The organism is Methylobacillus glycogenes JCM 2850, assembly GCF_000617925.1.
GTDB classification, from domain to species: Bacteria; Pseudomonadota; Gammaproteobacteria; order Burkholderiales; family Methylophilaceae; genus Methylobacillus; species Methylobacillus glycogenes.
In genome coordinates, this window is record NZ_BAMT01000009.1 from 23,289 (window position 1) to 47,817 (window position 24,529).

The following is a 24,529-nucleotide window of genomic DNA, read 5'->3' on the forward strand; positions in this document are numbered from 1 at the left end:
CTAATTAAGCAGGAAAGACGCTCACCATGGCTAAACATGAATCCTATGACTGTGTAGCAGGGTGCCCGGTTGAGGCTACTCTGGAATTGATAGGCGGTAAATGGAAAGGGCTGCTGCTTTACCATCTGCTAGAAGGTACTCAGCGTTTCAATGCGCTTAAACGCATGTTGCCCAATATCACCCAGCGCATGCTGACCAACCAGTTGCGCGAATTGGAGTCTGCTGGGCTAGTGCACAGGCAGGTCTATGCCGAGGTGCCACCGCGCGTGGAGTACAGCCTGACGGAGCATGGCCGCAGCCTTGCTCCCATACTCAATGCACTGAAAACCTGGGGGGAGCAACATCTGGATCGCAGTACTTGCAGCCAGGATTCAGCGTCAGGTACTGCGGAGCAGGCGTCTATTGGTGCTTGATCACGCGTTTCCAGCTTCTGCTTCAAGCTGGCTAGCCCAGACTCATAGACCTGGGTGATCACCTTGCGTGCAGTGTCATCATCCTGATCAGGCGGAATCTGGCCCTTGCCTTGATAAGCGCGGTTGAAATGACCCTGCCAATGTACCTCGGTTTTTCCCTGTGCCAGCTTTTTGACCGTGATGGTGGCGGAGTAGTCTGAAATTGGCAGCACGCTGGTGATGATGGCGTATTGGATACGCATCTTGCTTTGATCAAGGCTGATCAGGTTTTCAGTGATAGTCCCGCCATCCTTGAGCGTCAACACACGCACCGTTTCTGTTTTGCCATTGGCGGCAGAGCGGCTTTCAAGTTGGGTGCTGGCAATCGCCGGATGCCAGTTTTGCATGCCGCCAAAATCACCCGCCAGCGCCCAGACCTTTTGCGCATCGGCGTTGATGGTGATGGATTTACTCACTTGCAAGCTGGTTTTTCCTTGCGCAACGGTGTTGAGTGGCAGGGCAAACGTGGTGAGCATGGCCAGTAGTATGGGTAAGCCTGTTTTCATGATGCAATTCCTCCAGATAAAAAGAGATGTTGGACTCAAGCCCAGCAATCCCATTTTATAAAGCTGAGCTTGAGCCGCAAGTACGCACAATTTCTGCAGTAAGTGCATAAAACCATACCCATGACTAAGCGCCAGCGCGGTTGCCAGCACGGGAATGTCAGGTAGCCATGTTAGAATCCCACCCCATCTATGAGTACATCCAGCCCTATCTCCGAACGCCAGTTATTGCAACGCATGCTGGCTGAAATTCCTTCCTGCATGTTGCAAGACCAGTTTGCCTTCAAGCGCCGCATCCAGCAGTTGGACGCCATGGCGCAACAAGGCAAGCCAGTCACCAAATCCATGACCGAGCTGGTCACCAAGCTGCATGCCTCGGCGCTACGCCGCGCGCAGCGGCAGGAAAAACTGCCCAAGCCAGACTATCCTGAGCAACTTCCGGTTAGCGCACGCAAGGATGAAATTGCCGAAGCCATCAGCAAGCATCAGGTGGTGATTGTCAGTGGCGAGACTGGCTCTGGCAAAACAACGCAGTTGCCCAAAATCTGTCTGGAGTTGGGCCGTGGTGTGGGAGGTTTAATCGGCCATACCCAACCCAGGCGTATTGCTGCGCGCTCTGTTGCCTCGCGCATTGCACAGGAACTCTCTTCACCGCTGGGTGAGGTGGTGGGTTATAAGGTCAGGTTTAACGATAAGTTGTCGCAGGATAGTTATATCAAGCTGATGACGGACGGTATTCTGCTGGCTGAGACTCAAGGCGACCGTTACCTTAATGCCTACGACACCATCATTATCGATGAGGCGCATGAGCGCAGCCTGAATATTGATTTTCTGCTGGGTTATCTCAAGCAGTTATTGCCACGCAGGCCAGACCTCAAGGTCATTGTTACTTCCGCTACCATAGATGCAGCACGCTTCTCCAGCCATTTCAATGGCGCACCCGTGATTGAAGTTTCTGGCCGCACCTACCCGGTAGAAGTGCGTTACCGTGCCTTGGGCAATCGCCGCAGCCTGCAGTTATCTGCCAAGTCCGAGCCACAGGCCAATAAAGCTGTGGAGATGCCTACGCTGGCACTTGAGGCAGATGCTGCGTCTGTTGAACCCGATGTTAAAACCAGTAGCAACGCCAGCCCCGAGTTCAAGCGCAAGGCAGGTAATCTTGATCCTTCGCTGCGTAAATGGCTGGAAGATGATGACGTGGAGCTGCTGGGCCAGGATTTGATGGGTGTGCAGCGCAAGCCACGGGCAGCCGCTAGCTGGCTGGAGGAGGATGACGCCGAAGAAGCCATGGAAGAGGCCATACTTGATTCGGTTGAACAGTTATCCAGACTGGGCGGCGGCGATATTCTGGTGTTTCTGCCCGGCGAGCGCGAGATTCGAGACACTGCAGATTATTTAGGCAAGCACCTGCGCCATGTGGAAATCCTGCCGCTGTTTGCGCGACTGTCCATAGAAGATCAGCAAAAGGTGTTCCGCAATAGTAGCGGCCGCCGTGTGGTGCTTTCCACTAATGTGGCTGAGACCTCGCTGACCGTGCCCGGTATCAAGTATGTGATTGATACTGGCCTGGCACGGGTGAATCGCTATAGTGCGCGCGCCAAGGTAGAGCAGTTACAGGTAGAAAAGATTTCGCAGGCAGCGGCGCGGCAGCGCGCGGGCCGCTGTGGCCGGGTTTCCAACGGTATCTGCATACGCCTTTATGACGAGGCGGATTTCAATAACCGCCCGGAGTTTACTGACCCTGAAATCCTGCGCTCATCGCTGGCAGCGGTAATTTTGCGCATGGCGGCGCTCAAGCTTGGTGATGTGCAGGCTTTCCCGTTCATAGAACCGCCAAGCTCGCGCTATATCGCCGATGGTTACCAGCTATTGCAGGAACTGGGCGCGGTGGATGCCGAGCAGCAGATCACTGAGGTTGGCCGCCAGTTGGCACGTTTGCCGCTGGACCCACGCGTGGGCCGCATGATCCTGGAGGCAAAGAAGCAGGGCTGTGTGCGCGAGATTTTGATTATTGCCAGTGCGCTGGCAATACAAGACCCCCGTGAGCGCCCTATGGACAAGCGCGAGGCGGCTGATCAGGCGCATGCCAAATTCCATGTGGAACACTCTGATTTTATGGGCTTTATCAAGCTATGGGAGTTTTACGAGGAAGCGCTCAAAACCAAAAAATCCAACAAGGACTTGCTGAATAAATGCCACAGCAATTTCCTTTCCTTCCTGCGGCTCAAGGAATGGCGTGAACTGTTCCAACAGCTACGCGAGATTGCCGAGGAGCTGGAACTCAAGCTCAACGAAGCGCCTGCCAGCTTTGAACAGGTACACCGTGCCTTGCTGGCAGGGCTGTTGGGCAATATAGGCTTCAAGGATGGCGATGCCGACAACTACCTGGGCGCGCGCGGCATACGCTTCCATGTGGCCCCAGGTTCGGCCTTGAAAAAGGCCAGACCCAAGTGGGTGATGGCGGCAGAGTTGATGGAAACCACCAAGCTTTATGCCCGCTGTGTGGCGCGTATAGACCCGGACTGGATAGAACCACTGGCGCGTGAATTGACGCAAAGCCATTACAGTGACCCGCGCTGGGAGCGCAAGACCGCACAAGTGGCGGCCTGGGAAAGAGTCAGCCTCTACGGCCTCACCGTGGTGCCGCGCCGCCGCGTGCATTACGGCCCCATAGACCCGCAGCAAAGCCGGGAGATTTTTATTCGCGAAGCGCTGGCGAATATGGAGTTTGATACCCGTGCGGCCTTTTTCAGTGCCAACCAGCGTTTGATTGCCGAGATTGAGGAATTGGAGCACAAGGCCAGACGTCAGGATGTGCTGGTGGATGAGCACACCTTGTTTGCCTTCTATGACGCATTGATTCCTCAGGGCATTTTCAATGGGGCCAGCTTTGAGAAATGGCGCGAGGATGAGGAAAAAACCAAACCACGCCTGCTGTATCTCACGCGTGATGACCTCATGCGCCACGGCGCAGCAGGCATTACCGAGGTGCAATTCCCCGAGCAACTGGCGCTGGATGGGGTGCAACTGCCCTTGAAGTATAGATTTGAGCCTGGCCACGCGCTGGATGGCGTCACAGCCACCGTGCCGCTGGCGCTGCTCAACCAGCTTAACCCGCAGCAGGCGGAATGGCTGGTGCCTGGCATGATACGGGAGAAGGTCACCGCCCTGATCAAGGCCTTGCCCAAGACCTTGCGCCGCGTGTGTGTCCCTGTGCCGGATTTTGTCACTGGCTTCCTCGAAGCCACAGGCAAGCAGCGCGAGCCTTTGTTGCCCACGCTGGCGGCTTATATCCAGCAACGTACCGGGCTTAAGCTAGCGACCAGTGAATGGGATACCCAAGGCCTGGATGCGCACTTGCTGATGAATTTCCGCGTGGTGGATGAAAAAAACCGCGAGCTGGGCAGTGGCCGCGACTGGCATGCGCTCAAGGCACAACTGGGGCAGGCGGCACAGCTGACCTTCCGCAACACTTCTCCCGGCATAGAAAAAACCGGGCTTAAGCAATGGGATTTTGGTGACCTGCCAGCTACGCTGAGTTTTAGCCGTGAGGGCCGTCAACTGACGGGGTATCCCGCGCTGGAAGATCATGGTGACAGTGTGGCGATCAAGCTGTTTGACACGGCGCAAGCGGCAGAAGCCTCACAACGCGCAGGGGTGCGCCGCCTGCTACGCTTTGAGCTTAAAGAGCAGATGAAGCAACTGGAAAAAGGCCTGCCGGGTTTTAATCAGTATGCCTTGCAGTTGCGCCATATCATGACGCCAGAGGAATTACGCGAAGATATGCTGGTGGCGATTACCGACCGGGCCTTTATTGCCGATGACGGCCTGCCACGCAACAACCAGGATTTCATGGCCTTGAAAACCCGAGCCCGCACGCGCTTGCCCGCGGTCGTGGATAGTGCTGGCCGCCTGGCGACGGCGATTGCAGAGGAATATACCTTGCTGACGCAAAAGTTGAACGGTGTGCCTAGCAGCCTGTCCAGAATTAAGAAGGAAGTGGAAACCCAGCTGGCGCGCCTGCTGCCCAAACGCTTCTTTAGCGCTACACCCTGGGATAGCCTGCAACATCTACCGCGCTATCTCAAGGCCATGCGGTTGCGTCTGGATAAATATCCCGCCAGTGTTGAGCGCGATACCCGCAGTGGCCAGGTGGTGCAGCAGCTATGGGAGCGTTGGGAAAGCAAAGTGCTAACCTTGCGCAAAGCCAATCATGAGGTGCCTAGCGCCTTGCTGGATTACCGCTGGTTATTGGAGGAGTTGAGGGTGTCGTTGTTTGCGCAAGAGCTCAAGACCCCATTCCCGGTATCGGCCAAACGTTTGGACAAGGTGTGGGAAGATTTGAGTCGCGCTTGAGCCATATATGTTTGAACCATATACATTGATCAATATGGCGTTGATCAATATGGCATCGATCAACGCAGTGTTGTGATTGATAGCTAGATTAAACCAAATGCATGCTTGGCCTGACTTTGTCTGGTCAGCTTTGCTTATAAAATTGCGTACCAGCTTAACTATCAGCTTGGCAACGAGGAGAAACGCATTGAATAGCAGTAGGTTCAGGGCTGCTGTCCTGATCATGGTGTTGCTGTTACAGCCTGGCCTGTTGTCGGCAGAAGATTTCGACGCCTGGTTGCAGGCCTTCAAGCCTTATGCGCGTGAGCTGGGCATTAGCGAGCAGACGCTGGAGCAGGCTTTTGTCGATGCCAAGCCCATAGAACGGGTGGTGGAGCTGGATCAATCTCAGCCGGAGTTTATCCAAACCTTCACAACTTATCTTCAGCGTAGGGTAACGCCCAAGCAAATCAGCCGTGGTCAGCAATTGCAGAGCGAGCAGGGCGCATTGTTACAGGCGGTGCAAGCGCGCTATGGCATACCTGCCCAGGTATTGCTGGCCTTCTGGAGCCTGGAAACCAATTACGGCCAGACCCGCGGCAACTTCCTGGTGCCGCATGCCCTGGCTACACTGGCGTATGAAGGACGCCGCCAGGCTTTCTTCCAAAGCCAGTTGGTTGATGCCTTGCGCATCATAGATCAGGGGCATATTGCCGCCAGCGATATGCTGGGTTCCTGGGCTGGGGCTTTGGGTCATATGCAATTCATGCCTTCCACCTTTCTGGCCTATGCGGTTGACGGAGATGGCGACGGCAAGATAGATGTCTGGAACTCCACTGCGGATGCCATGCATTCTGCCGGGCATTATCTGCAAGCCATGGGGTGGCAGGGCAGCAAGCCTATGATGGTGGAGGTGGTGCTGCCCGAGAATTTTGCCTGGCAAGACACTGGCCTGGGCAATAGGCGTAGTGTCAGCGCCTGGATGCAGGCCGGGGTGAGCCTGGCCATGCCAGATGCACTGCCAGCCAGTTTTCTTGCGGGCAACGACCAGGCCGCTGTAGTGCTGCCACAGGGCTGGCAGGGGCCAGCTTTTATGGTGTTTGATAACTTCAATATCATCATGAAATGGAATCGCTCTACGCTTTATGCCTTGAGTGTGGCGCATTTGGCCAGCCGTCTAGCAGGTGGGCCAGCCTTGCAAGGTGGGCAACTGGCCGAGCAAGAGGCGGTCAGTATTGAGGCCATCAAACGCTTGCAGCAGCAACTCACTAGCCTGGGCTTTGATACCGAAGGTCATGACGGCCTGCCTGGCCCCAAAACCCAGGCCGCGATACGGGCTTATCAGCTTGCGCATGGGCTGCATGCCGATGCCTATGCCAGCCCCAGCCTGATACAAGAGGTGGCGCGCGCGGCTGCACTGGCGCAGGAACAGACTGAATTGATCCCGGGTTTTCCAGGTACCATGCCCTAGGAAAGCTCAAAAGTAAGACTTAAATACTCGCCATTTTTTGATCAGAATTTAACGCAAGGAGACAGCATATGAATCAAGCAAGAAAACTGCGATGGGGCATACTCGGTGCTGCTCGCGTCAACGAGCGCCTGTTGCCAGCGATAGTAGAAGCGGCCAATAGCGAGCTGGTAGCCATTGCCAGCCGCAGGCCGGGTGCGGCTGCGGCCACGCTGGAAAAACATGCGCCAGGCTTGGCAGGCGTGAATTGCTATGACGACATGCAAGCGCTGCTTGACGATGAGCGCGTAGAGGCGGTTTACCTGCCTATGTCGAATCATGAGCATGCTGAATGGGCTTTGAAGGCCATTGCGCATGGCAAGCATGTGCTGATTGAGAAACCACTGGCGCTGACTGTGGCGGATGTGGATGCCATCACCAAGGCGGCCAGTCAGCAGGGCGTCAAGGTCATGGAAGGCTTTATGTATGCTTTCCATCCGCAATACGCACGCGTACAAGAGTTGTTACGCTCTGGCGCAATAGGCGATATCAAGTTTGCGCGTGCCAGCTACTCCTTCATCATGAAGCCTGCCCGGCTTTATAGGCTGGAAAAGGATGTGGACCATGGGGGTGGCGCCATGTGGGATATTGGCCCTTACGCCATTCATTCCTTGCGCAGCTGTTTCGGCAGCGAACCCAAGAGCGTGATTGCTCAGGCGACCTACACCGAGAGTGGTGCCGATATTGCCACCAGCGGTGTGTTCGATTTCGGTAATGGCCAGCATGGGCATTTTGATATCAGCTTCCAATGTTCACGTCGCTCAGAATATGAAGTCACTGGCAGCAAGGGCGGACTGAAGTGCCATACCGTCTGGCAGCAGGCGGGTGATGTGCCTGTAATCAGCTGGTGGACTGAAGATGGACGCCATTGGGAAGAGCGCTTGCCCGTGAGCAGTCATTTCATTCTGGAAATTGAGCATTTCAGTGATTGCGTGCTGCATGACAAGGCGCCATTCCTAACCTTGGCGGATGCACGTGCCAATGCTCAAGCTATCGTGGCTGCCATGCAATCTGCCGCTCAAGGTCATCGTATAGATATAGCTTAAGTCATCAAAAATTATCTGCAGTTAAGCCCTTCTGCTGTTTGGCAGGAGGGTGGGCTGTAAAACTCAATGAAATCAATAGTAACTATTGATTTCTTGCTTTTATGAGGCAGTAGTTTACGCATTTCTAAGTCTTCTATATGCATCTATACTGGATTTTTTGACATTAATTACCCGCTTTAATAAGCAATTTATTTAACAATTAAAATTTAAGCGTGTATACTCCCGGCGTATTAATTACGCAATATTGTCTTTTTTGACATTAATTGAAAGCCGGGAAATGATGCCAGACCAGAATGCCAATACGCCTGAAATAAATGCTTCCAAAGTAGACTCACAAGTCGCCAATCAAGCATCCTCCGACCAGCACGATCAGCCACCTCAGCCCCAGCAGAAACCAGCAGTGATGCAAGCCCGCCAGTGCGCATTTTTGTCGAGGCTGCGGAAATGCCCGTACTCACAGGGGCCAAGAATATCCGCTATGACTTCAACTACGGCTGTCGCGTATTCCTGCCTGCCCGTACTGGCAAAATGCCACAGTGGCGGGTACGCATCAGCGACCTGGTAACGCGCAACGTCATATTTGAGACCTTGAGTGATGGCGGCCATATCCACACCACCAAGAAATACTATATTCCGCTGCACCTTGAAATTTGGCTGGGTGAAGAGTTATTGCTAGACCACAAGATGGATCTCAGTGGGCGCAAAGTGCAGGTGCAATTGCCAGTGGGTACGCTGGGTGACGTGCTGGCATGGTTTCCTTATGCCGCGCGCTTTCAAGAAACCCATGGTTGCGAACTGACCTGTTTGATGGGGCAATACGCCATTGATATGTTTGCGCCGGAATACCCGCATATCCGCTTCCTCACTCCAGAGGCTGCTGAGTCAGTTCAGGGCGAGTTCTATGCCTCTTATCGCTTAGGTTTGTTCTTTGATGACTGGAGCTGTACACATCAACCAGTAGATTTTCGCTATGTGGGGCTGCACAAGACCGCTGGTCATATTCTGGGTGTGGACCCTAGCGAAATCGCGCCACGAGTGCATGCCTCCAGCAATGAACGCAGCATCAAAGAACCTTATGTCTGCATTGCTGTGCAAAGCTCCTCATTCTGCAAATACTGGAACAACCCAGGCGGCTGGGTGCAACTGGTCAAATGGCTTAAGGACTCAGGTTACCGTGTGTTATGCATAGACCGCGATGCCACCTGGGGGCAGGGCAGGGCTTGGATGTCTATCCCTCATGGGGCCGAAGATTTTACCGGACAACTGCCTTTGCCTGAGCGTGTGGCTTTGCTCAAGCATGCGGATTTCTTTGTTGGCCTTTCCAGTGGTCTCGCCTGGCTGGCCTGGGCTGCTGGCACACCTACCGTCATGATCAGTGGCTTTACCCATCCTGAAAACGAATTTTATACGCCTTATCGCGTATTCAACCACCACACCTGCAATAGCTGCTGGAATGATCCGCGCCATATGTGGAGCCATAATGACTTTTTCTGGTGCCCACGCCACAAGGACACACCTCGCGAGTTTGAGTGCACGCGCTTGATTACCCTGGATCACGTCAAGGGCTTGATCAGCACCATTCCGGGTTTTCTCGGTCAAGGCGACACCACGGCCGCTGGCGCGAGCGAAGTGGTTGCCAAGCTGGTGCACGGCCCTGTGTCGAAGTCGAAAAAGCAGGTTGCTGATGTCAATTAAACACAGGCATGCCTGGTGCCTGGCTTGCTGCTATGCACAAGCAAGCTTATCTAGCAGTGCAGGAGAGCCAGCTTAAATGGACAACAAATCAAGCGCAGCCAACACTGATATGGGCATGGATAGCAAGCCTCTAGCCAGTGAGCAAAAGATGAGAATGGGTTGTATGCATTGCCATAAGGTCATAGATGCCGATGCGAGCTATTGCAGTGGCTGCCAGTCTACCGATCCCTTTGGTATCAAGCGCCGCAAGGATAGATGGAAATTGCGCCTGTTACTGGCCAGTGTGATGCTGCTGATGGGCTTGTGGTGTATCTACCGACTGGGTTTTCTTGATTAGCGCCAGTGTCGTGGCGATCTCTTCTATCTATCAATTTGCTTTAGGAAACTCACGCTATGCCTCTGCTTGGATGTGTAGATTGCAACAAGGTTTTGAGCCCCACTACAGAGGTGTGCAGTGGCTGCCAGTCGCAGGATCCTTTTGGCACTAAGCGCCGCGAAAAACGCTTCAAGCTCGTGTTGCTGCTGATGTTGATTCTGGGGGTGATCTCTGTGGGGATGACTAATACATGAGGCATGAGCACTGGACTGAGCTTGACCCGGGCTGGCAGGCCTTAAACCAGATTAAATACAGGATGGGCATATGAGCGCAATGGAAATCGAGCTTGATGAACAGGGCATGTCTGAGAGTGAGCAGGGGCTGGCGAGCAAAGTTGCGTTCCCTTACAAACTTGTGAAATGTCGCCATGGGCTCATGCTGGCGAATACCATGGATTTCTACATAGCAATGGCCTGATCAAATATGGTGAATATAGCGAGTTGGAGTTTGTTGTATTGTCGCAATTGATCAATGGCAGCGGGGCAGTGGTGGAGGTGGGGGCTAATATCGGCGCTATCACCCTGGGCCTGGCCAGACGTGCTGCAGAGTTTGGCCAGACCGTGTATGCCTATGAGCCGCAGCCCTTTATTTTCCAGAATCTGAATGCCAATCTGGCCTTGAATGCGCTCGCCAATGTGCGCGCCTATCCATTGGCCTGCGGTGCCAGCAATGCCGAGTTGTATTTCAGAGCACCTGACTACATGCAGGAAAATAATTTTGGCTCAGTGTCACTACGCATGGAGGGGGATGCCCGCGATCAGCGGGTCGCTTGCGTCACCTTGGATGCGCACCTAGCGCAGGTGCAGGTCGCGCTGATCAAGCTGGATGTTGAGGGCTTTGAGCTGGAGGTACTCAAGGGCAGCCAGCAATTGATACAGCGCTGCAGGCCTGTTATTTATTTCGAGAATGACCGTGTGCACTTGTCTGAAAGCTTGATCTGCTGGGTGCAAGCGCAGGGCTATCGTTTATGGTGCATACGCCACCCTTGTTCAATCCGAATAATTTCAACGATTATCCGGAAAACCTCTATCCGTTTATCTCATCGTTCAACATGATTGCTCTGCCTGAGGAAAGTAATATAAGCATGAGTGGATTTGTTGAAGCCACAGATCCCGCCTATCACCCGCTCAAGACGGTTTAAGCAGTTTACAAAAGTTTGATGCCAGGCAAGCGCTCGGCGCAAGTATCGCGGATGATACGCGCCAACTCCAGGGTGTAGGGCTTGGCCATGGTATCAACCATGCCTATAGCATGCAGTTCTGACCACAAGCCTGTGCCTATCGGCTTGGCAATCACGTATTCGTGCTCCACATAGCTTTGTATGCCCCAGCTAGGCAGGGCGGCAACGCCGCGGCGGCTTGCGACCAATTGCATGATGGCAATGGTCAGCTCAGTTGTGCGGCGGTTGATGTTGATACCTGCTGGTTTCAGCACCTGACGTATCAGGTCTATACGTTCCTCGGGTACTGGATAAGTAATCAGGGTTTCTGTCTCGAAGTCTGCCGCCTGTAAGCGCGGCTTGTTGCGCAATTCATGCTCGGGCGGCAATACGGCCAGAATCTCAAACTTGAACAGCGGCATGCTGGCCAGTTCACGCTGCTTATCAGGCAGGCTGCCTATCACCAGATCGGCCTTGCTTCATGCAGCAAATGCCAGGGGTCGCTGTGAAAGCCTGCCACCAGATCCAACTCGACTTCAGGCCAGGCGCGCCTGAAGGCATCCATCACTGGCGTCAGCCAGTCAAAACAGGTGTGACATTCCAGCACCAGCCGCAACTCGCCAGATTGGTCACTCTTGAGGCGTATCAAGTCACGCTCGGCCTTACCCAGGCTTTCCAGCACTTCGCGTGCCAATGCCAGCAAGCGTTCGCCTGCCGGAGTGAAGCGTATGCCATGGGCGGTGCGCTGGAACAGCGTGATGTCGTAATGGGTTTCCAACACGCGTATCTGATGTGAGAGGGCGGATTGCGTGAGAAACACGCGTTCAGCGGCATGGGCCAGCTTGCCAGTGTCGGCAATAGCGAGCATGGATTTGAGATGACGGATTTCCAGCATGATGAGCTTTCCTGTCCCGGTTTATCTTGATAAGGCTGTGATATGAATTTAATTCAAGTTTATCAAAAAAACTTTCGCTTTTTTAAAAAATTTGCCTGACCGACAATGCATGCCATCAACAAAAACAAGGAAGCATGATGGCAAAAGCACATATTTTGGGTTACCCACGTATAGGTGAGAAACGCACTCTCAAGTTTGCACAAGAGGCTTACTGGAAAGGCGGCTTGACCGCAGCTGGGCTGCAAGAGGTAGGCAAAGGCTTACGTGAACAGCATTGGCAAAAGCAGAAGGCGGCTGGCCTGGATTTCATTACAGCGGGAGATTTCACCTTTTATGATCATGTGCTGGACACCGCCTTGCTGTTTGGGGCGGCGCCAACACGCTTTGGGTTTAGCGGTGATAATGCTCAGCCCCTGAGTGAGCAGGACTATTTTGCTTTGGCGCGGGGTAATGCGGCTCAACCAGCGATGGAAATGACCAAGTGGTTTGATACCAATTATCACTATCTGGTGCCAGAGCTGACGGTAGAAACGCGCTTTACCATACAGGCGCATGAGTTCTTGGCGCGGCTGGATGAAGCGCAGGCGCAAGGGCACCCGGTCAAGCCTGTGTTATTAGGCCCAGTCAGCCTGTTGTATTTAAGCAAGGCCAAGGGGGTAGAGCGTCTGGACTTGCTGGATCAGCTTGCCGAGCAATATGCCTTGTTGTTGCGCGAGTTGCAGCAGCGCAAAATCGAATGGTTGCAGATAGATGAGCCTATATTGGCGCTGGATTTGGACGATGCCTGGCTCAAAGCCTTGGAGCGTGCTTATGCCTGGTTCAGGGGCGCACGTCCCAAGATTCTGCTCAGCACCTATTTTGCCAACGTTGCCCGTTATCAGGCTATATCACCAATCTGCCATAGATGGCGTGCATATAGATCTGGTGCGGGCGCCGGAGCAATTGCAACCCTGGCTGAATGCCTTGCCTGGGCACTGGGTATTGTCGGCTGGCGTGATTGATGGCCGCAATATCTGGCGTAACGATCTGGATCAAAGTCTGGCTTTGCTGCAAGCCGCCGCAGCCAAGCTGGGTGAGCGCCTGTGGGTGGCTCCAAGTTGCTCTTTGCTGCATACGCCGGTGACTTTGGCGCATGAAGAGCAGCTGGATGCAGAGACGCGCTCCTGGCTGGCGTTTGCCGATGAGAAATTACTGGAGCTCAGTGTGCTGGTACGCGCCATCAATCAGGGTGAGCAAAGCGTGGCAAAAAATCTAGCGCTTTCCAGGGCGGCGATTGCATCACGTAGACAGTCCACACGGGTACATGCAGCGCCAGTGCAGGCCAGGCTGGCAGCGCTGTCTCAGCTGAATGAGGAGCGTGCGCAGCCTTATGCTGAACGGCGCAAAGTGCAAGCGGCTAGCCTGGGCTTACCTTTATTGCCTACCACCACGATAGGTTCCTTCCCGCAAACCGCAGAAATACGCGCCAGCCGTGCCGCCTTTAAAAAAGGTGAGTTGGCACAAACGCTGTATGAAACTGCAATGCAAGCGCATATTGCCCATGCCATACAAGAGCAGGAAGCTTTAGATATTGATGTGCTGGTGCATGGCGAGGCTGAGCGTAACGATATGGTGGAGTATTTTGGTGAGCAGTTAGCGGGCTATGCCTTTACCCAGCATGGCTGGGTACAGAGTTATGGCTCGCGTTGCGTCAAGCCGCCAGTGATTTACGGCGATGTTTATAGGCCTGCACCCATGACAGTAGCTACCGCGCAATATGCCCAGTCGCTGACCACGCGCCCGGTCAAGGGCATGCTCACTGGCCCGGTTACCATGTTGCAATGGTCGTTTGTGCGCGATGACCAGCCGCGCCAACTGACCGCCTTGCAACTCGCTTTGGCGATACGCGATGAGGTGGATGATTTGCAAGGTGCAGGCATAGAGGTGATTCAGATTGATGAGCCTGCTTTCCGTGAAGGCCTGCCATTGCAGGGCGGCGAGTGGAAGCACTATCTGGAGTGGGCGGTGCGTGCATTCAAGCTCTCAGCCAGTGTGGCCCATGACAGCACGCAGATACATACCCATATGTGTTATTCGGAATTCAACGATATCTTGCCAGCGATTGCCGCCATGGATGCTGATGTCATCACCATAGAGACTTCACGCTCGCATATGGAATTGCTGGATGGTTTTGGTGAGTTTGCCTATCCCAACGAGATAGGGCCAGGGGTCTACGATATTCATTCCCCGCGAGTGCCTAGCACTGCCGAGATTGAAGCCTTGCTGCGCAGAGCCATACAGGTGATTCCGGTGGAGCGGCTATGGGTTAATCCAGATTGCGGACTCAAAACCCGCGCCTGGGAAGAAACCAGGCTGGCACTGATTAATATGGTGCAGGTGACCAAAGCCTTGCGCGAGGAGTTTGCAGCTGACTAAACATGTCTGAGCTAGACATGTCTGAAGTTGTAATGCTGGCCAGGGATTAGGCCAGGTCACTTTCAGGCGGGTGGCAGGATGTCCAGGATTTCCCTGGCATCCTGTGGCCTCACAACACGTCCCACTTCCACGCCGTTAAGCAAAGCAACTAAGGTCGGCCAGAGCTTGATGCTGAAACTACGCCCCAGTCGCTTGCCTTTGCCATCTTCAATCTTGATATGCATGAGCTTGCCGTGTTGTGTCTGCGCATCTTTATTCAAGGCCTCCATGATCAAAGGCTGAGCCGCTTTGCAGTAGCCGCACCAGCCAGCACCAAACTCAAGCAATACCAAGCCAGGCATGGCATCAATGTCACCACGTGTGGGTTCTGTTACCGGCTGAATGGCTGGTGTAGCGGTGTCTTCGGGGAGTAGTTGGGATGGGGTCAAGGAATCTGTCATGTCGGCTACCTTATTCTGGGATTTTTTACTACTGAAAATGGACAGAAAAAACGTAAAAAAATTTCGCTAAAATTTCTCTTTATAAATCCGGCATCTACAGACGTAAATAGTTTAAATATCTATATGTAGTGTTTTGCAAGCTACCTTACCCCATTTTATTGCGGTATAGTGCTTCCCACTACGGTGCTCGATATGGCGTCCGCCACTATCGGGAACAGGGAATGCGAGCCAGGTGTAACCACCTGGAAAACCGCAGCTGCCCCCGCAACTGTAACCGGGGAGTTTTCCATCATCAACAATACCACTGGGCTAGTAGGCTCAAGCTCGGGAAGGTCGATGGATAACAGTGATCCGGCAGCCAGGAAACCTGCCGTAGGTTTATTTGATAATGTTTGAGGCGGGGTGTCCTCGGCTGATTGGCTAGTCCTGGTATTGTCCAGATGCTGTCGGTCTGCTGGTTCATGCGCATGGGTTTGCTAGGCAAACCTGCCGATGGGGTATCGGTACGCATGTTATAGGATGTCTTGCTTCCTGACCGGGAGCCACGATGAGCAAGTACGAATCCATGAAAGCCACGAAGCGCGATGGGCGACAGGAGCCTATTGATCTCGAGAAGATCCATAAGGTGATTGATTGGGCCGCTCAGGGCCTCAACAATGTCTCTGTATCGCAGGTAGAACTGAAGTCGCATATCCAGTTCTATGATGCATTCGTACCGATGCCATCCATGAGACCATCATCAAGTCTGCGGCCGACCTGATCTCTGAAGATACCCCAGACTACCAGTACCTAGCTGCGCGTTTGTCCATCTTCCATCTGCGTAAGATAGCCTACGGTCAGTTTGAGCCACCTCATCTGTTTGACCATGTCAGCAAGCTCACCGAGCTGGGCAAGTATGACAAACACCTGCTGGCTGATTACAGCCGCGAAGAGTTCGACGAACTCAACAGCCATATCGACCATTGGCGCGATATGAACTTCTCCTATGCTGCGGTAAAGCAGCTAGAGGGTAAGTATCTGGTGCAGAACCGTGTCACCAAGAAGATTTACGAAAGCCCACAATTCCTCTATGTGCTGGTGGCGATGTGCTTGTTTGCCAAATACAGCGGCAAAACCAGGCTGGAATACATCAAGCGTTTCTATGATGCGGTCTCAACGTTCAAGATTTCCCTGCCTACGCCCATTATGTCGGGCGTACGTACCCCCACACGCCAGTTCAGCTCCTGCGTACTGATTGAGTGTGATGACAGCCTGGACAGCATCAATGCGACCACCAGTGCCATTGTGAAATATGTTTCCCAGCGTGCTGGTATAGGAGTCAACGCTGGCCGTATTCGTGCCCTAGGCAGCGAAATTCGTGGTGGCGAAGCCCAGCATACTGGCTGCCTGCCGTTCTACAAGCTGTTCCAGTCCGCGGTTAAATCCTGCTCGCAGGGCGGTGTGCGTGGCGGTGCGGCTACTTTGTTCTATCCCTTGTGGCATCTGGAAGTGGAATCGCTGCTGGTGTTGAAGAACAACCGTGGCGTAGAAGAAAACCGCGTACGCCATCTTGATTACGGTGTGCAAATCAACCGCCTGCTGTATCAGCGTTTGATCAAGGGCGGCGATATCACCCTGTTCTCGCCCCATGACGTGCCCGGCCTTTACGATGCCTTCTTTGCCGATCAGGATGAGTTTGAGCGTCTCTACACCCAATACGAAGCCGATAGCAGCATACGCAAGCGCACGCTGCCTGCGGTAGATCTGTTCTCGCTGGTGATGCAGGAGCGTGCTGGTACTGGCCGTATCTATATCCAGAACGTCGATCACTGCAATACTCACAGCCCGTTCGACCCCAAGCAGGCTCCGGTGCGTCAGTCCAATCTGTGCATGGAAATTGCGCTGCCCACCAACCCGCTCAACGATATCAACGATGAAGAGGGCGAAATTGCGCTATGCACTTTGTCCGCCTTTAACCTCGGTGCGCTGGAAGATTTGCATGAACTGGAAGGCCTGGCTGATCTGGTAGTGCGCGCACTGGATGCGTTGCTGGAATATCAGGATTACCCGGTGAAGGCTGCGCTGAATGCGACAGACAAGCGCCGCTCCCTGGGTGTAGGCGTGATCAACTATGCCTACTACCTGGCCAAGAACAACACAGGCTATACCGACGATGCTGCGCTGGGCTTGACCCACCGCACTTTTGAGGCGATTCAGTACTATCTGTTGAAGGCCTCGGTGCAGCTGTCACGTGAATTCGGCCCTTGCTCCGCCTTCAACGAAACTACTTATGCCCAGGGCATACTGCCAGTAGACACCTACAAAAAAGACCTTGATAGCATCTGCCAGGAGCCGCTGCACCTGGATTGGGAAACCCTACGTGGTGAGATCAAGACCCATGGCCTGCGTAACTCAACCTTGACCGCGCTGATGCCTTCGGAAACCTCCAGCCAGATTGCCAATGCCACCAATGGCATTGAGCCACCGCGTGGCTTGGTGACCGTTAAGCAATCCAAGGACGGTATCTTGCGCCAAGTAGTACCGGAAATTGATACGCTACGTAGCCAATATCAACTGCTATGGCAATTGCCCAACAACGAAGGCTATCTCAAGCTGGTGGGCATCATGCAGAAGTTTGTCGATCAGTCTATTTCGGCCAATACCAACTATGACCCCAAGCGTTTCGAGGGCGGCCGTGTGCCCATGAAGCAACTGCTCAAGGACTTGCTGCAGGTTTACAAACTGGGCATCAAGACTCTGTACTACCACAACACTCGTGATGGTGCGAGCGAGGGTGGTGCCGAGGCCGAAGATGACGGCTGCGCCAGTGGTGCCTGCAAGATTTAATTGAAGCGCTGGCTGCCTTCAGGGCAGCCAGCCATCTATCCCCCATAGCGAGACCGAAGTATGGCTTACAGCATTTTTTCCAAAACCGATAATAAGCAGCTTGAAGAACCGATGTTTTTCGGCCAGCCGGTCAACGTCGCGCGTTACGACCAGCAGAAGTATCCGGTATTCGAAAAACTGATCGAAAAGCAATTGTCCTTCTTTTGGCGTCCGGAAGAAGTCGATGTCTCGCAGGATAGAATTGATTACCAGAACCTGCCTGAGCACGAAAAGCACATCTTTATCAGCAATCTGAAATATCAGACCTTGCTGGATTCGATACAGGGCCGTAGCCCCAACGTGGCCTTGCTGCCACTGGTGTCGCTGCCCGAGCTGGAAACCTGGGTGGAAACCTGGGCTTTCTCCGAGACCATACACTCGCGCTCTTACACCCATATCATCCGTAATATCGTCTCTGATCCATCCATCATCTTTGACGATATCGTGCGCAACGAAAACATCGTTGCCCGTGCCAGTGATATCTCGGCCTATTACGATGACTTGATTCACCAGACCATGATCTATTCGCAATTGGGCGAGGGTGATCACGAGATCAATGGCGAGATCAAACCCGTCAACAAGCGTGAGCTGAAGAAACTGCTGTATCGCTGCCTGATGAGCGTCAACATCCTGGAAGCCATCCGTTTCTATGTCAGCTTTGCCTGCTCGTTTGCCTTTGCCGAGCGCAAGGTGATGGAAGCAATGCCAAGATTATTCGCTTGATTGCGCGCGATGAAGCCCTGCACCTGACTGGCACCCAGCACATGATCAACATCATGCGTTCAGGCCAGGATGACCCTGAGTTTGCCGAGATTGCCGCTGAGCTGCAGCAGGAAAGTTTTGAGATGTTCCGAAACGCGGCCGAGCAGGAGAAGAAATGGGCGGAATACCTGTTCAAGGATGGCTCCATGATAGGCTTGAACAAGGATATTCTTTGCCAGTACGTCGAGTACATCACCAATAATCGTATGTCCTCGGTCGGCCTGCCACCTGCATTCCCCAATGCCAAGAGCAACCCCATTCCCTGGATCAACACCTGGCTGTCCTCCGACACCGTACAGGTAGCGCCGCAGGAAGTGGAGCTTAGCTCTTACCTCATTGGCCAGATCGACGCCGAAGTTTCGGCAGATGATCTGAACGACTTCGAGCTTTAAGCTAAGCACACGCTTAAGCAACTGACCAGACGTTAAACCAACCGAATAGTGAGCCTAGTCCGCAGCCAGTCCATCAGCTTCAGCCTTAATCCACACGAAACCCTGCTGGATGGGCTGGAGCGCACCGGACATGAAGTGGAGTATCAATGCCGCGGCGGCTACTGCGGCATGTGCCGGGTGCGTATGCTTAGCGGCGAAGTTCATTATCTGGAGCAACCCCTGGCCTTTGTTGCCAGCGATGAAATCCTGCCTTGCTGCTGCATACCGCGCGGCGAAATCAGCATAGATAGCCAGTTGCGCGCAGAGCTCATCGTCTGGCAAGAGCAGGGTGATCTTTTCCCTGTGCAGCAGGATTTGTTCAGTGCCGAACTGGCCAATGCCGATGCGCAGCAGGCTAGCAAAAAACCCAACCGTAAACCCCGCGCCAAAGCCTCAGCCCAGCCACCTACCTTGCCCTTGTTCTAGGGACGTATTTTGTAAATTTTTGTAACAAATTTGCATTATCAAATGGTATTGCGAACTATTTTCATTATAATCGCTGATTTTTTTATCAGGGAAAAAATAATGAAGCAATCCTCATTGGTGATGCGGCCCAAGCTGGTCTGTATGTTGGTCGCTGCCATGTTCGCCATGCCAGCTAGTGCTGATGATGCCGTGCTGCCAGAAGTTTCTGTAAAAAGCAGCAAGCAGCAGGATGAATACAGCAGTTATGCGGTCAAAAACAGCAAGGGTGCAACCAAGACTGATACCGCTCTGGTTGAGACTCCGCAGTCTATTTCCGTCATCGATCGCAAAGAGCTGGAGGATCGCAATCCGCAAACCCTGAATGAGGCCATTGCCTATACGGCAGGCGTGCGCTCCGAAGTCGGCGGCATGGATAGCCGCGCGGATAGTTATTCCATACGCGGTATCAAGGGCGGTATGGAAGCTGATGCTGGGATTTCCAACCTGTTCCAGGATGGCCTCAAACTGCCAGCAGGTGGGATGTGGAACCGAGCCACCTTTGACAATTTCGGCCTGGAACGCGTGGAAGTGCTCAAAGGCCCATCGGCGGCTGTCTATGGTCAGATTACTCCTGGCGGCATGATCAACTTGGTCAGCAAACGTCCAACAGCGCATCAGATCAATGAAGTCCGTATTCAAGGCGGCAGCTTTGATCAATACAAAGCTGCTTTCGATATTGGTGGCAGCCTGGCCGATGACCAGTCCGTACTGTTCCGTCTGGTAGGCTCCTACAACGATGGTGGTTCACAGATCAAGCATAACGACCTGGAGCGCACCTATTTTGCCCCCAGCCTGTTGTGGCAGATTTCCGATAACACCAGTCTGACCTTGCTGGCGCAATACCAACGTGACAAAGGCGGTGCCACCTTCCAGTTCCTGCCTTATTACGGCACCGTCGCATTTAATACTGCGATAGGTGGCCGCCTGGACAGAGACACTTTCTATGGCGACAAGGACTGGAACACTTATGATAGAGAGCAGTCCTCAGTTGGCTGGGAGTTTGATCATCGCTTCAACGATACCTGGAAATTCCACCAGAACCTGCGCTATGTCAGCATAGAAAATACTTATAAATCAGTTATCGGCGGTCAATACAGCGTTAATCAGGCTGTATTCCCACGTCGCTCCACCATGGGCGTGGGCGAGGCTGAAGGCGTGAGCGTGGATAACCAGTTACAGGCAGATTTTGCCACAGGCGACCTCAAGCACACGGTGTTGCTGGGCCTGGATGCCCAGCGTTTCAACTGGCAAAACACGCGTAGCAATGGTACTGCCACCAGCCTCTCGCTGTTAAACCCGGTGTATACCAGTGCTGGCACTTACGCCATGACAGATGCCTGGCGTCAGGATGCAGATCAAAAGCAGACTGGTGCTTATGTTCAAGAGCAGGCCGCGCTTGGTCAATGGCGCTTTAGCCTGGGTGGTCGCTATGACTACTTCGATAATATGCTGGCCAATGGCTTGAATAACCGCCGTGAAGGCTTTAATGATCATGCTTTCACCTGGCGTACTGGCGCTGTCTACTTGTTTGAGAATGGGCTTGCGCCGTATATCAGCTATTCCACTTCCTTTGATCCTGGCTTGATGGGGGTAGGCATGGCGAATAACGCCACGGTGAAGCCAGTGCAAGGCAAGCAGTATGAAGCGGGTATCAAGTATCAGCCACCCGGCAGCAAGAGCATGATCAGTGCTGCCGTCTATGAGTTGAAGCAGGATAACCGTATGGTGACATCGGGTACGAATAACTGCCCTCAAACCGTTTCTAACAACACTTGCTATACCCAAGTAGATGCCAGAACACGCGGTGTCGAGCTGGAAGCCAAAACTCAGATCACGGATCAACTCAGTTTATTGGCTAGCTATACCTATATGGATAGCGAGATCACTAACAGCAGCAGTACGACTGAAATCCAGGGTAGCGCTGTGCCGCAGGTCTCTAAGCATATGTCCTCACTCTGGGGTAACTATGCCTTTACCTCTGGTTATCTTGATGGCCTGAGCCTGGGTTTGGGTGCGCGTTATGTAGGCGATGCCTATGGTGCAGCAAGTCGTGTTGGTCCTACGGATAATCCCTTCCTGCATACCGATGGCTATACGACTTATGACGCGGCGGTACGCTACAACCTGAAATCGCTGGGTTATGCCGGGGCTGAGTTTGCCGTCAATGCTAGCAATCTGACCGACAGGTTGTTTGTCACCACCTGTACTGGTCTGGGTGCCTGCTACTATGGTTCTGGCCGAGTGGTCAACGCCACGCTGAAGTACAACTGGTAATCTGCAACAAGCGGTTGGCTGCCAACAAGTAGCCAACCGTTTTTTATTGGAAGTACAGATGAAGCTCATTCCTTTATTTCTTGTGGCGGTGCTGCAAACCTGGGCCATATGGCCTCCATTGTTCATGCAGCGGATGAAACTGCCTGGCATGAAGCCACGCTACCTATCGCCCAGCAGCGCGATATCGTCTCGACCAATACTGGCAAGACCTACCGAATTTTCTTGTACAAACCTGCAGGCACTGCACCTGCAGAAGGTTATCCAGTAATTTATGTGCTGGATGCCAATACCATGTTTGCACCCTTATCCATGCTGGTTCATGGGCAAGCCCAGCGCCGCGATGCTACAGGCGTAACTCCGGCTATTGTGGTGGGCATAGGCTACACCACCAAAGGCTTGCTAGATGAAGTGGCACGCGCGGAGGATTACACGCCGCCCGCGCCTGATATAAGTAATACTGGCGACACCCGCGCTCCGCGCCAGGGCGGTGCGGACAAATTCCTCGCTTCATAGAAAACGAACTCAAGCCGCAGTTGCAGGCCGAGCTACCTATCAACACTGCCAAGCAAGCTTTGTACGGCCACTCCTATGGTGGCTTGTTCAGCCTGCATGTGCTGTTTACCAAACCCGAGGCTTTCCAGACCTATATCGCCTCTAGCCCCTCTATTTGGTGGAACCAGCAATACATACTGCAAGAGCGGCAGAAACTGGTGCTGCCTGAGCAGGCAGGCAAGCGCCTGCTGTTGATGGTAGGCAGCCTGGAGCAACAAACACCCATAAATGTGGCTAATGGTGAGCAAAGGCAGGCGCATGTGCAGCGTAGACGTATGGTGGAGGCGGCCACTGAACTTGTGGCCGATCTGGAAGGTTTGCCGTCTTCAGCCCTGGATACGCATTTTTATATACAGCCGGGTGAAAATCATGGCTCCGCCATGTTGACTGGGACAGCTCGGGCAGTGGAGTTTTTTGTCGGCCAGCGTAGTTTTTCCAGCCGTGATGCAAAAGCGTCAGCCAGCAAGCCATGAAGCCGGGCATTGATATTTTTCTCAGAGTGCTGGCTGGCTTTGCAGGCGGCTATGCGTTAATGGTACTGGCCAATCTGCTCTGGGTGACGGCATGGCCTGGGCATAGAGCGGACGCAGTGTATTGGGGGACGTTTTTTCCCTATGCCATATTCGTAGTGATACTGATGATGGCCTTTGCCGTACGCAGCGCATGGCGCGCCTGGGCCTGGGTGCTGGGTTTGGCGCTGATGCTGCTAGGCCTATTGGTATTAGCAAGGGTGTTGAAGTGAAAAAGACGTTTTCATTGTCCATGGCCTGGTTGCACACCTGGCTGGGGCTATATCTGGGCTGGCTGTTGTTTGCCGTGTTTCTTACCGGGACCATGGCGGTGTTTGAACATAGCATCAGCCACTGGATGCAGCCGGAAGCTAGCGTGAATACTGCCAGTGCCGAGGTCAGCTTGGCACAGCAATTGGATATGGCCCAGGCTTACCTAGAGCAGCACGCCAAGCGGGAAAAAGGCAGTAACTGGATGATTGCGCCCATCTCTGAAAACCATGCAACTTTGGAGGTACGCTGGCGCGATAAGGGCGAATGGCAAGAGGTATTGTTGAATCCCCAGACTGGCGAATCTGTGCATGCGCGGGAAACAGAAGGGGGCGCACTGCTCACGCATTTTCACTACACCCTGCTGGCAGGGTTAACGGGAACACTGATAGTGGGTCTAGCCGCTGTGGTGATGCTGGTCGGATTGATCAGCGGTATCGTCATTCACAAACGTATTTTCAAGGACTTTTTTACTTTCCGCAGAAGCGCCTCGGCACAACGTTCATGGCTGGATGCGCATAATCTGGCTGGGGTGTTGATTCTGCCTTTTTTGCTCATGATTACCTATACCGGATTGGTCATGCAGCCCAATACTTTTATGCCCTGGGGTATCAAGGCGGTTTATGACAATCCCCGTGATCTGCGTGCGGATGCCGTACAGTCATTTGAACAGCCTTATCAAGACACAAGCGCGGACATGATCAGAGTGTCCAGCCTGTTGCCAGAGGCTGAGGCCGCCATACACAGCATAGGCTGGTTGACGATACAAAATGGCGGCAATGCAGGGGCAGTGGTGGAGTTTTTCCAGAATCTGGATAGACGTATTTCTGCCGTGGCGGATCATGTGGCTTTCAGTGCGGTCACAGGTCAGCACTTGGGCACACAAACTGCATGGCGGGATTCGACCTATGTTTATCGTGGATTTGTCGGTATCCATATGGCTTTGTTTGGCGGCTGGGTGATGTCCTGGCTGTATTTCTTTGCGGGTCTGGTCAGTTGCGGTTTGATTGCCACGGGTTTGATTCTGTTCACCATCAAGCGCCGCAAGCGTCCAGAAAACGAGTTTGGCAGTTGGAGCAAGCCTGTGTACCGATTGATAGAAGCCCTCAACGTCACAGCGGTCATGGGGAGTATCAATGCGGTGCTGGTATATTTCTGGGCTAATCGTGCTTTGCCTGTGGTAATGGAAAGCCGGGCAGGGTGGGAGATGAAAGCGTTTCTGTTCACCTGGTTGTTCAGTCTGCTGCATGCATTGTTGCGTAAACCGATGTGCGCCTGGAAAGAACAGTTGTGCCTAGCCAGCATTTTATGTCTAGTGCTGCCAGTATTTTCATGGGCTAGGGGCGCGCCTGGCATATGGAATTTCTGGCAGCATGGTGATGGCACCAGCCTGGGGTTTGAACTATGCCTACTGATGTTCGGTGGCTTGATGCTGCTTGCCTGGGTCAAAGTAAAGCAGCAATTGCAAAAACCTCTCACTGCTAAGCAGACAAACCGCCAAAACCTGCGCCAAGCTCAACTCAAGGCCTGATCCAGCCTTTCAAAATCTCAAGATATTCAAGAACCATAGGGACTGTT

18 protein-coding genes, 3 pseudogenes and 1 riboswitch are annotated in these 24,529 nt (G+C 53.4%); of the genes and pseudogenes, 18 read left to right on the plus strand and 3 right to left on the minus strand.

Translation table 11 applies throughout. The features are described 5' to 3' along the window. Positions 1-26 precede the first annotated feature (26 nt). Positions 27-413 (plus strand): winged helix-turn-helix transcriptional regulator, encoded by a 387-nt coding sequence (locus tag JCM2850_RS21090; protein WP_081775053.1) that lies wholly within the window; start codon positions 27-29, stop codon positions 411-413. A 20-nt stretch (positions 414-433) separates the two neighbouring features. Here the strand turns inward: JCM2850_RS21090 and JCM2850_RS22925 are convergent. Beyond that, positions 434-1,066: pseudogene (locus JCM2850_RS22925) on the minus strand (SRPBCC family protein); the annotation flags it as partial. Between the two features lie 150 nt (positions 1,067-1,216). Between JCM2850_RS22925 and hrpA the strand changes: the two are divergent. The 6 genes from hrpA to JCM2850_RS18965 all read left to right on the plus strand — a co-directional run bounded on the left by hrpA (position 1,217) and on the right by JCM2850_RS18965 (position 10,969). Continuing rightward, positions 1,217-5,311 (plus strand): ATP-dependent RNA helicase HrpA, encoded by a 4,095-nt coding sequence (hrpA, locus tag JCM2850_RS11890; RefSeq protein ID WP_025872077.1) that lies wholly within the window; start codon positions 1,217-1,219, stop codon positions 5,309-5,311. Between the two features lie 223 nt (positions 5,312-5,534). Next, entirely contained in the window at positions 5,535-6,761 is a 1,227-nt protein-coding gene (locus JCM2850_RS11895; protein WP_051525398.1) for a lytic murein transglycosylase, read from the plus strand. 68 nt (positions 6,762-6,829) lie between these two features. Next, the gene (locus JCM2850_RS11900) at positions 6,830-7,843 is read left to right on the plus strand and encodes a Gfo/Idh/MocA family protein (RefSeq protein ID WP_025872081.1); all 1,014 of its coding nucleotides are present in this window, start codon (positions 6,830-6,832) and stop codon (positions 7,841-7,843) included. 417 nt (positions 7,844-8,260) lie between these two features. Beyond that, positions 8,261-9,538, plus strand: a complete 1,278-nt coding sequence (locus JCM2850_RS11905; protein WP_025872083.1) for an autotransporter strand-loop-strand O-heptosyltransferase — start codon at positions 8,261-8,263, stop codon at positions 9,536-9,538. Positions 9,539-9,614: 76 nt separating this feature from the next. After that, entirely contained in the window at positions 9,615-9,875 is a 261-nt protein-coding gene (locus tag JCM2850_RS11910; protein ID WP_025872084.1) for a hypothetical protein, read from the plus strand. A gap of 398 nt (positions 9,876-10,273) precedes the next feature. After that, on the plus strand, positions 10,274-10,969 hold the full coding sequence (locus tag JCM2850_RS18965; protein ID WP_081775054.1) for an FkbM family methyltransferase: 696 nt from the start codon (positions 10,274-10,276) through the stop codon (positions 10,967-10,969). Between the two features lie 91 nt (positions 10,970-11,060). Here the strand turns inward: JCM2850_RS18965 and JCM2850_RS18970 are convergent. Then, positions 11,061-11,968 (minus strand): annotated as a pseudogene (locus JCM2850_RS18970) (LysR family transcriptional regulator). A 134-nt stretch (positions 11,969-12,102) separates the two neighbouring features. Between JCM2850_RS18970 and JCM2850_RS24310 the strand changes: the two are divergent. Next, complete coding sequence (locus JCM2850_RS24310; protein WP_439645864.1) at positions 12,103-12,969, plus strand: hypothetical protein; 867 nt, start codon at positions 12,103-12,105, stop codon at positions 12,967-12,969. After that, positions 12,878-14,383 (plus strand): 5-methyltetrahydropteroyltriglutamate--homocysteine S-methyltransferase, encoded by a 1,506-nt coding sequence (metE, locus tag JCM2850_RS18975; RefSeq protein WP_439645865.1) that lies wholly within the window; start codon positions 12,878-12,880, stop codon positions 14,381-14,383. The genes JCM2850_RS24310 and metE overlap by 92 nt, the downstream gene beginning before the upstream one ends. Before the next feature lie 62 nt (positions 14,384-14,445). Here the strand turns inward: metE and JCM2850_RS11935 are convergent, their stop codons facing one another. Further along, positions 14,446-14,823 carry a thioredoxin family protein gene (locus JCM2850_RS11935; protein WP_025872086.1) on the minus strand — a complete coding sequence of 126 codons (378 nt, stop codon included), beginning with the start codon at positions 14,821-14,823 and terminating at the stop codon, positions 14,446-14,448. A gap of 164 nt (positions 14,824-14,987) precedes the next feature. After that, positions 14,988-15,212: riboswitch (cobalamin riboswitch) on the plus strand. A gap of 158 nt (positions 15,213-15,370) precedes the next feature. On the opposite strand from JCM2850_RS11935, the gene JCM2850_RS22930 reads away from it, so the two are divergent. The 9 genes and pseudogenes from JCM2850_RS22930 (at position 15,371) to JCM2850_RS11975 (ending at position 24,482) form a co-directional block, all read left to right on the plus strand. Beyond that, positions 15,371-15,583 carry an ATP cone domain-containing protein gene (locus tag JCM2850_RS22930; protein WP_234406239.1) on the plus strand — a complete coding sequence of 71 codons (213 nt, stop codon included), beginning with the start codon at positions 15,371-15,373 and terminating at the stop codon, positions 15,581-15,583. Continuing rightward, complete coding sequence (gene nrdA, locus JCM2850_RS18980) at positions 15,583-17,649, plus strand: class 1a ribonucleoside-diphosphate reductase subunit alpha (RefSeq protein WP_234406246.1); 2,067 nt, start codon at positions 15,583-15,585, stop codon at positions 17,647-17,649. The genes JCM2850_RS22930 and nrdA overlap by 1 nt, the downstream gene beginning before the upstream one ends. Before the next feature lie 111 nt (positions 17,650-17,760). Then, a pseudogene (nrdB, locus tag JCM2850_RS18985) lies at positions 17,761-18,842 on the plus strand (class Ia ribonucleoside-diphosphate reductase subunit beta). A gap of 48 nt (positions 18,843-18,890) precedes the next feature. Further along, complete coding sequence (gene yfaE, locus JCM2850_RS11950; RefSeq protein WP_025872088.1) at positions 18,891-19,307, plus strand: class I ribonucleotide reductase maintenance protein YfaE; 417 nt, start codon at positions 18,891-18,893, stop codon at positions 19,305-19,307. Positions 19,308-19,406: 99 nt separating this feature from the next. Continuing rightward, positions 19,407-21,620, plus strand: coding sequence for a TonB-dependent siderophore receptor (locus JCM2850_RS11960; protein WP_159105166.1), 2,214 nt, complete (start codon positions 19,407-19,409; stop codon positions 21,618-21,620). A gap of 108 nt (positions 21,621-21,728) precedes the next feature. Then, positions 21,729-22,133 (plus strand): alpha/beta hydrolase, encoded by a 405-nt coding sequence (locus tag JCM2850_RS20570; protein ID WP_051525400.1) that lies wholly within the window; start codon positions 21,729-21,731, stop codon positions 22,131-22,133. Positions 22,134-22,153: 20 nt separating this feature from the next. Then, positions 22,154-22,645 carry an alpha/beta hydrolase gene (locus JCM2850_RS20575; RefSeq protein ID WP_051525401.1) on the plus strand — a complete coding sequence of 164 codons (492 nt, stop codon included), beginning with the start codon at positions 22,154-22,156 and terminating at the stop codon, positions 22,643-22,645. Continuing rightward, entirely contained in the window at positions 22,642-22,914 is a 273-nt protein-coding gene (locus JCM2850_RS11970) for a DUF3649 domain-containing protein (RefSeq protein WP_025872091.1), read from the plus strand. The genes JCM2850_RS20575 and JCM2850_RS11970 overlap by 4 nt, the downstream gene beginning before the upstream one ends. Then, on the plus strand, positions 22,911-24,482 hold the full coding sequence (locus JCM2850_RS11975) for a PepSY-associated TM helix domain-containing protein (RefSeq protein WP_025872093.1): 1,572 nt from the start codon (positions 22,911-22,913) through the stop codon (positions 24,480-24,482). The genes JCM2850_RS11970 and JCM2850_RS11975 overlap by 4 nt, the downstream gene beginning before the upstream one ends. Positions 24,483-24,529 lie beyond the last annotated feature (47 nt).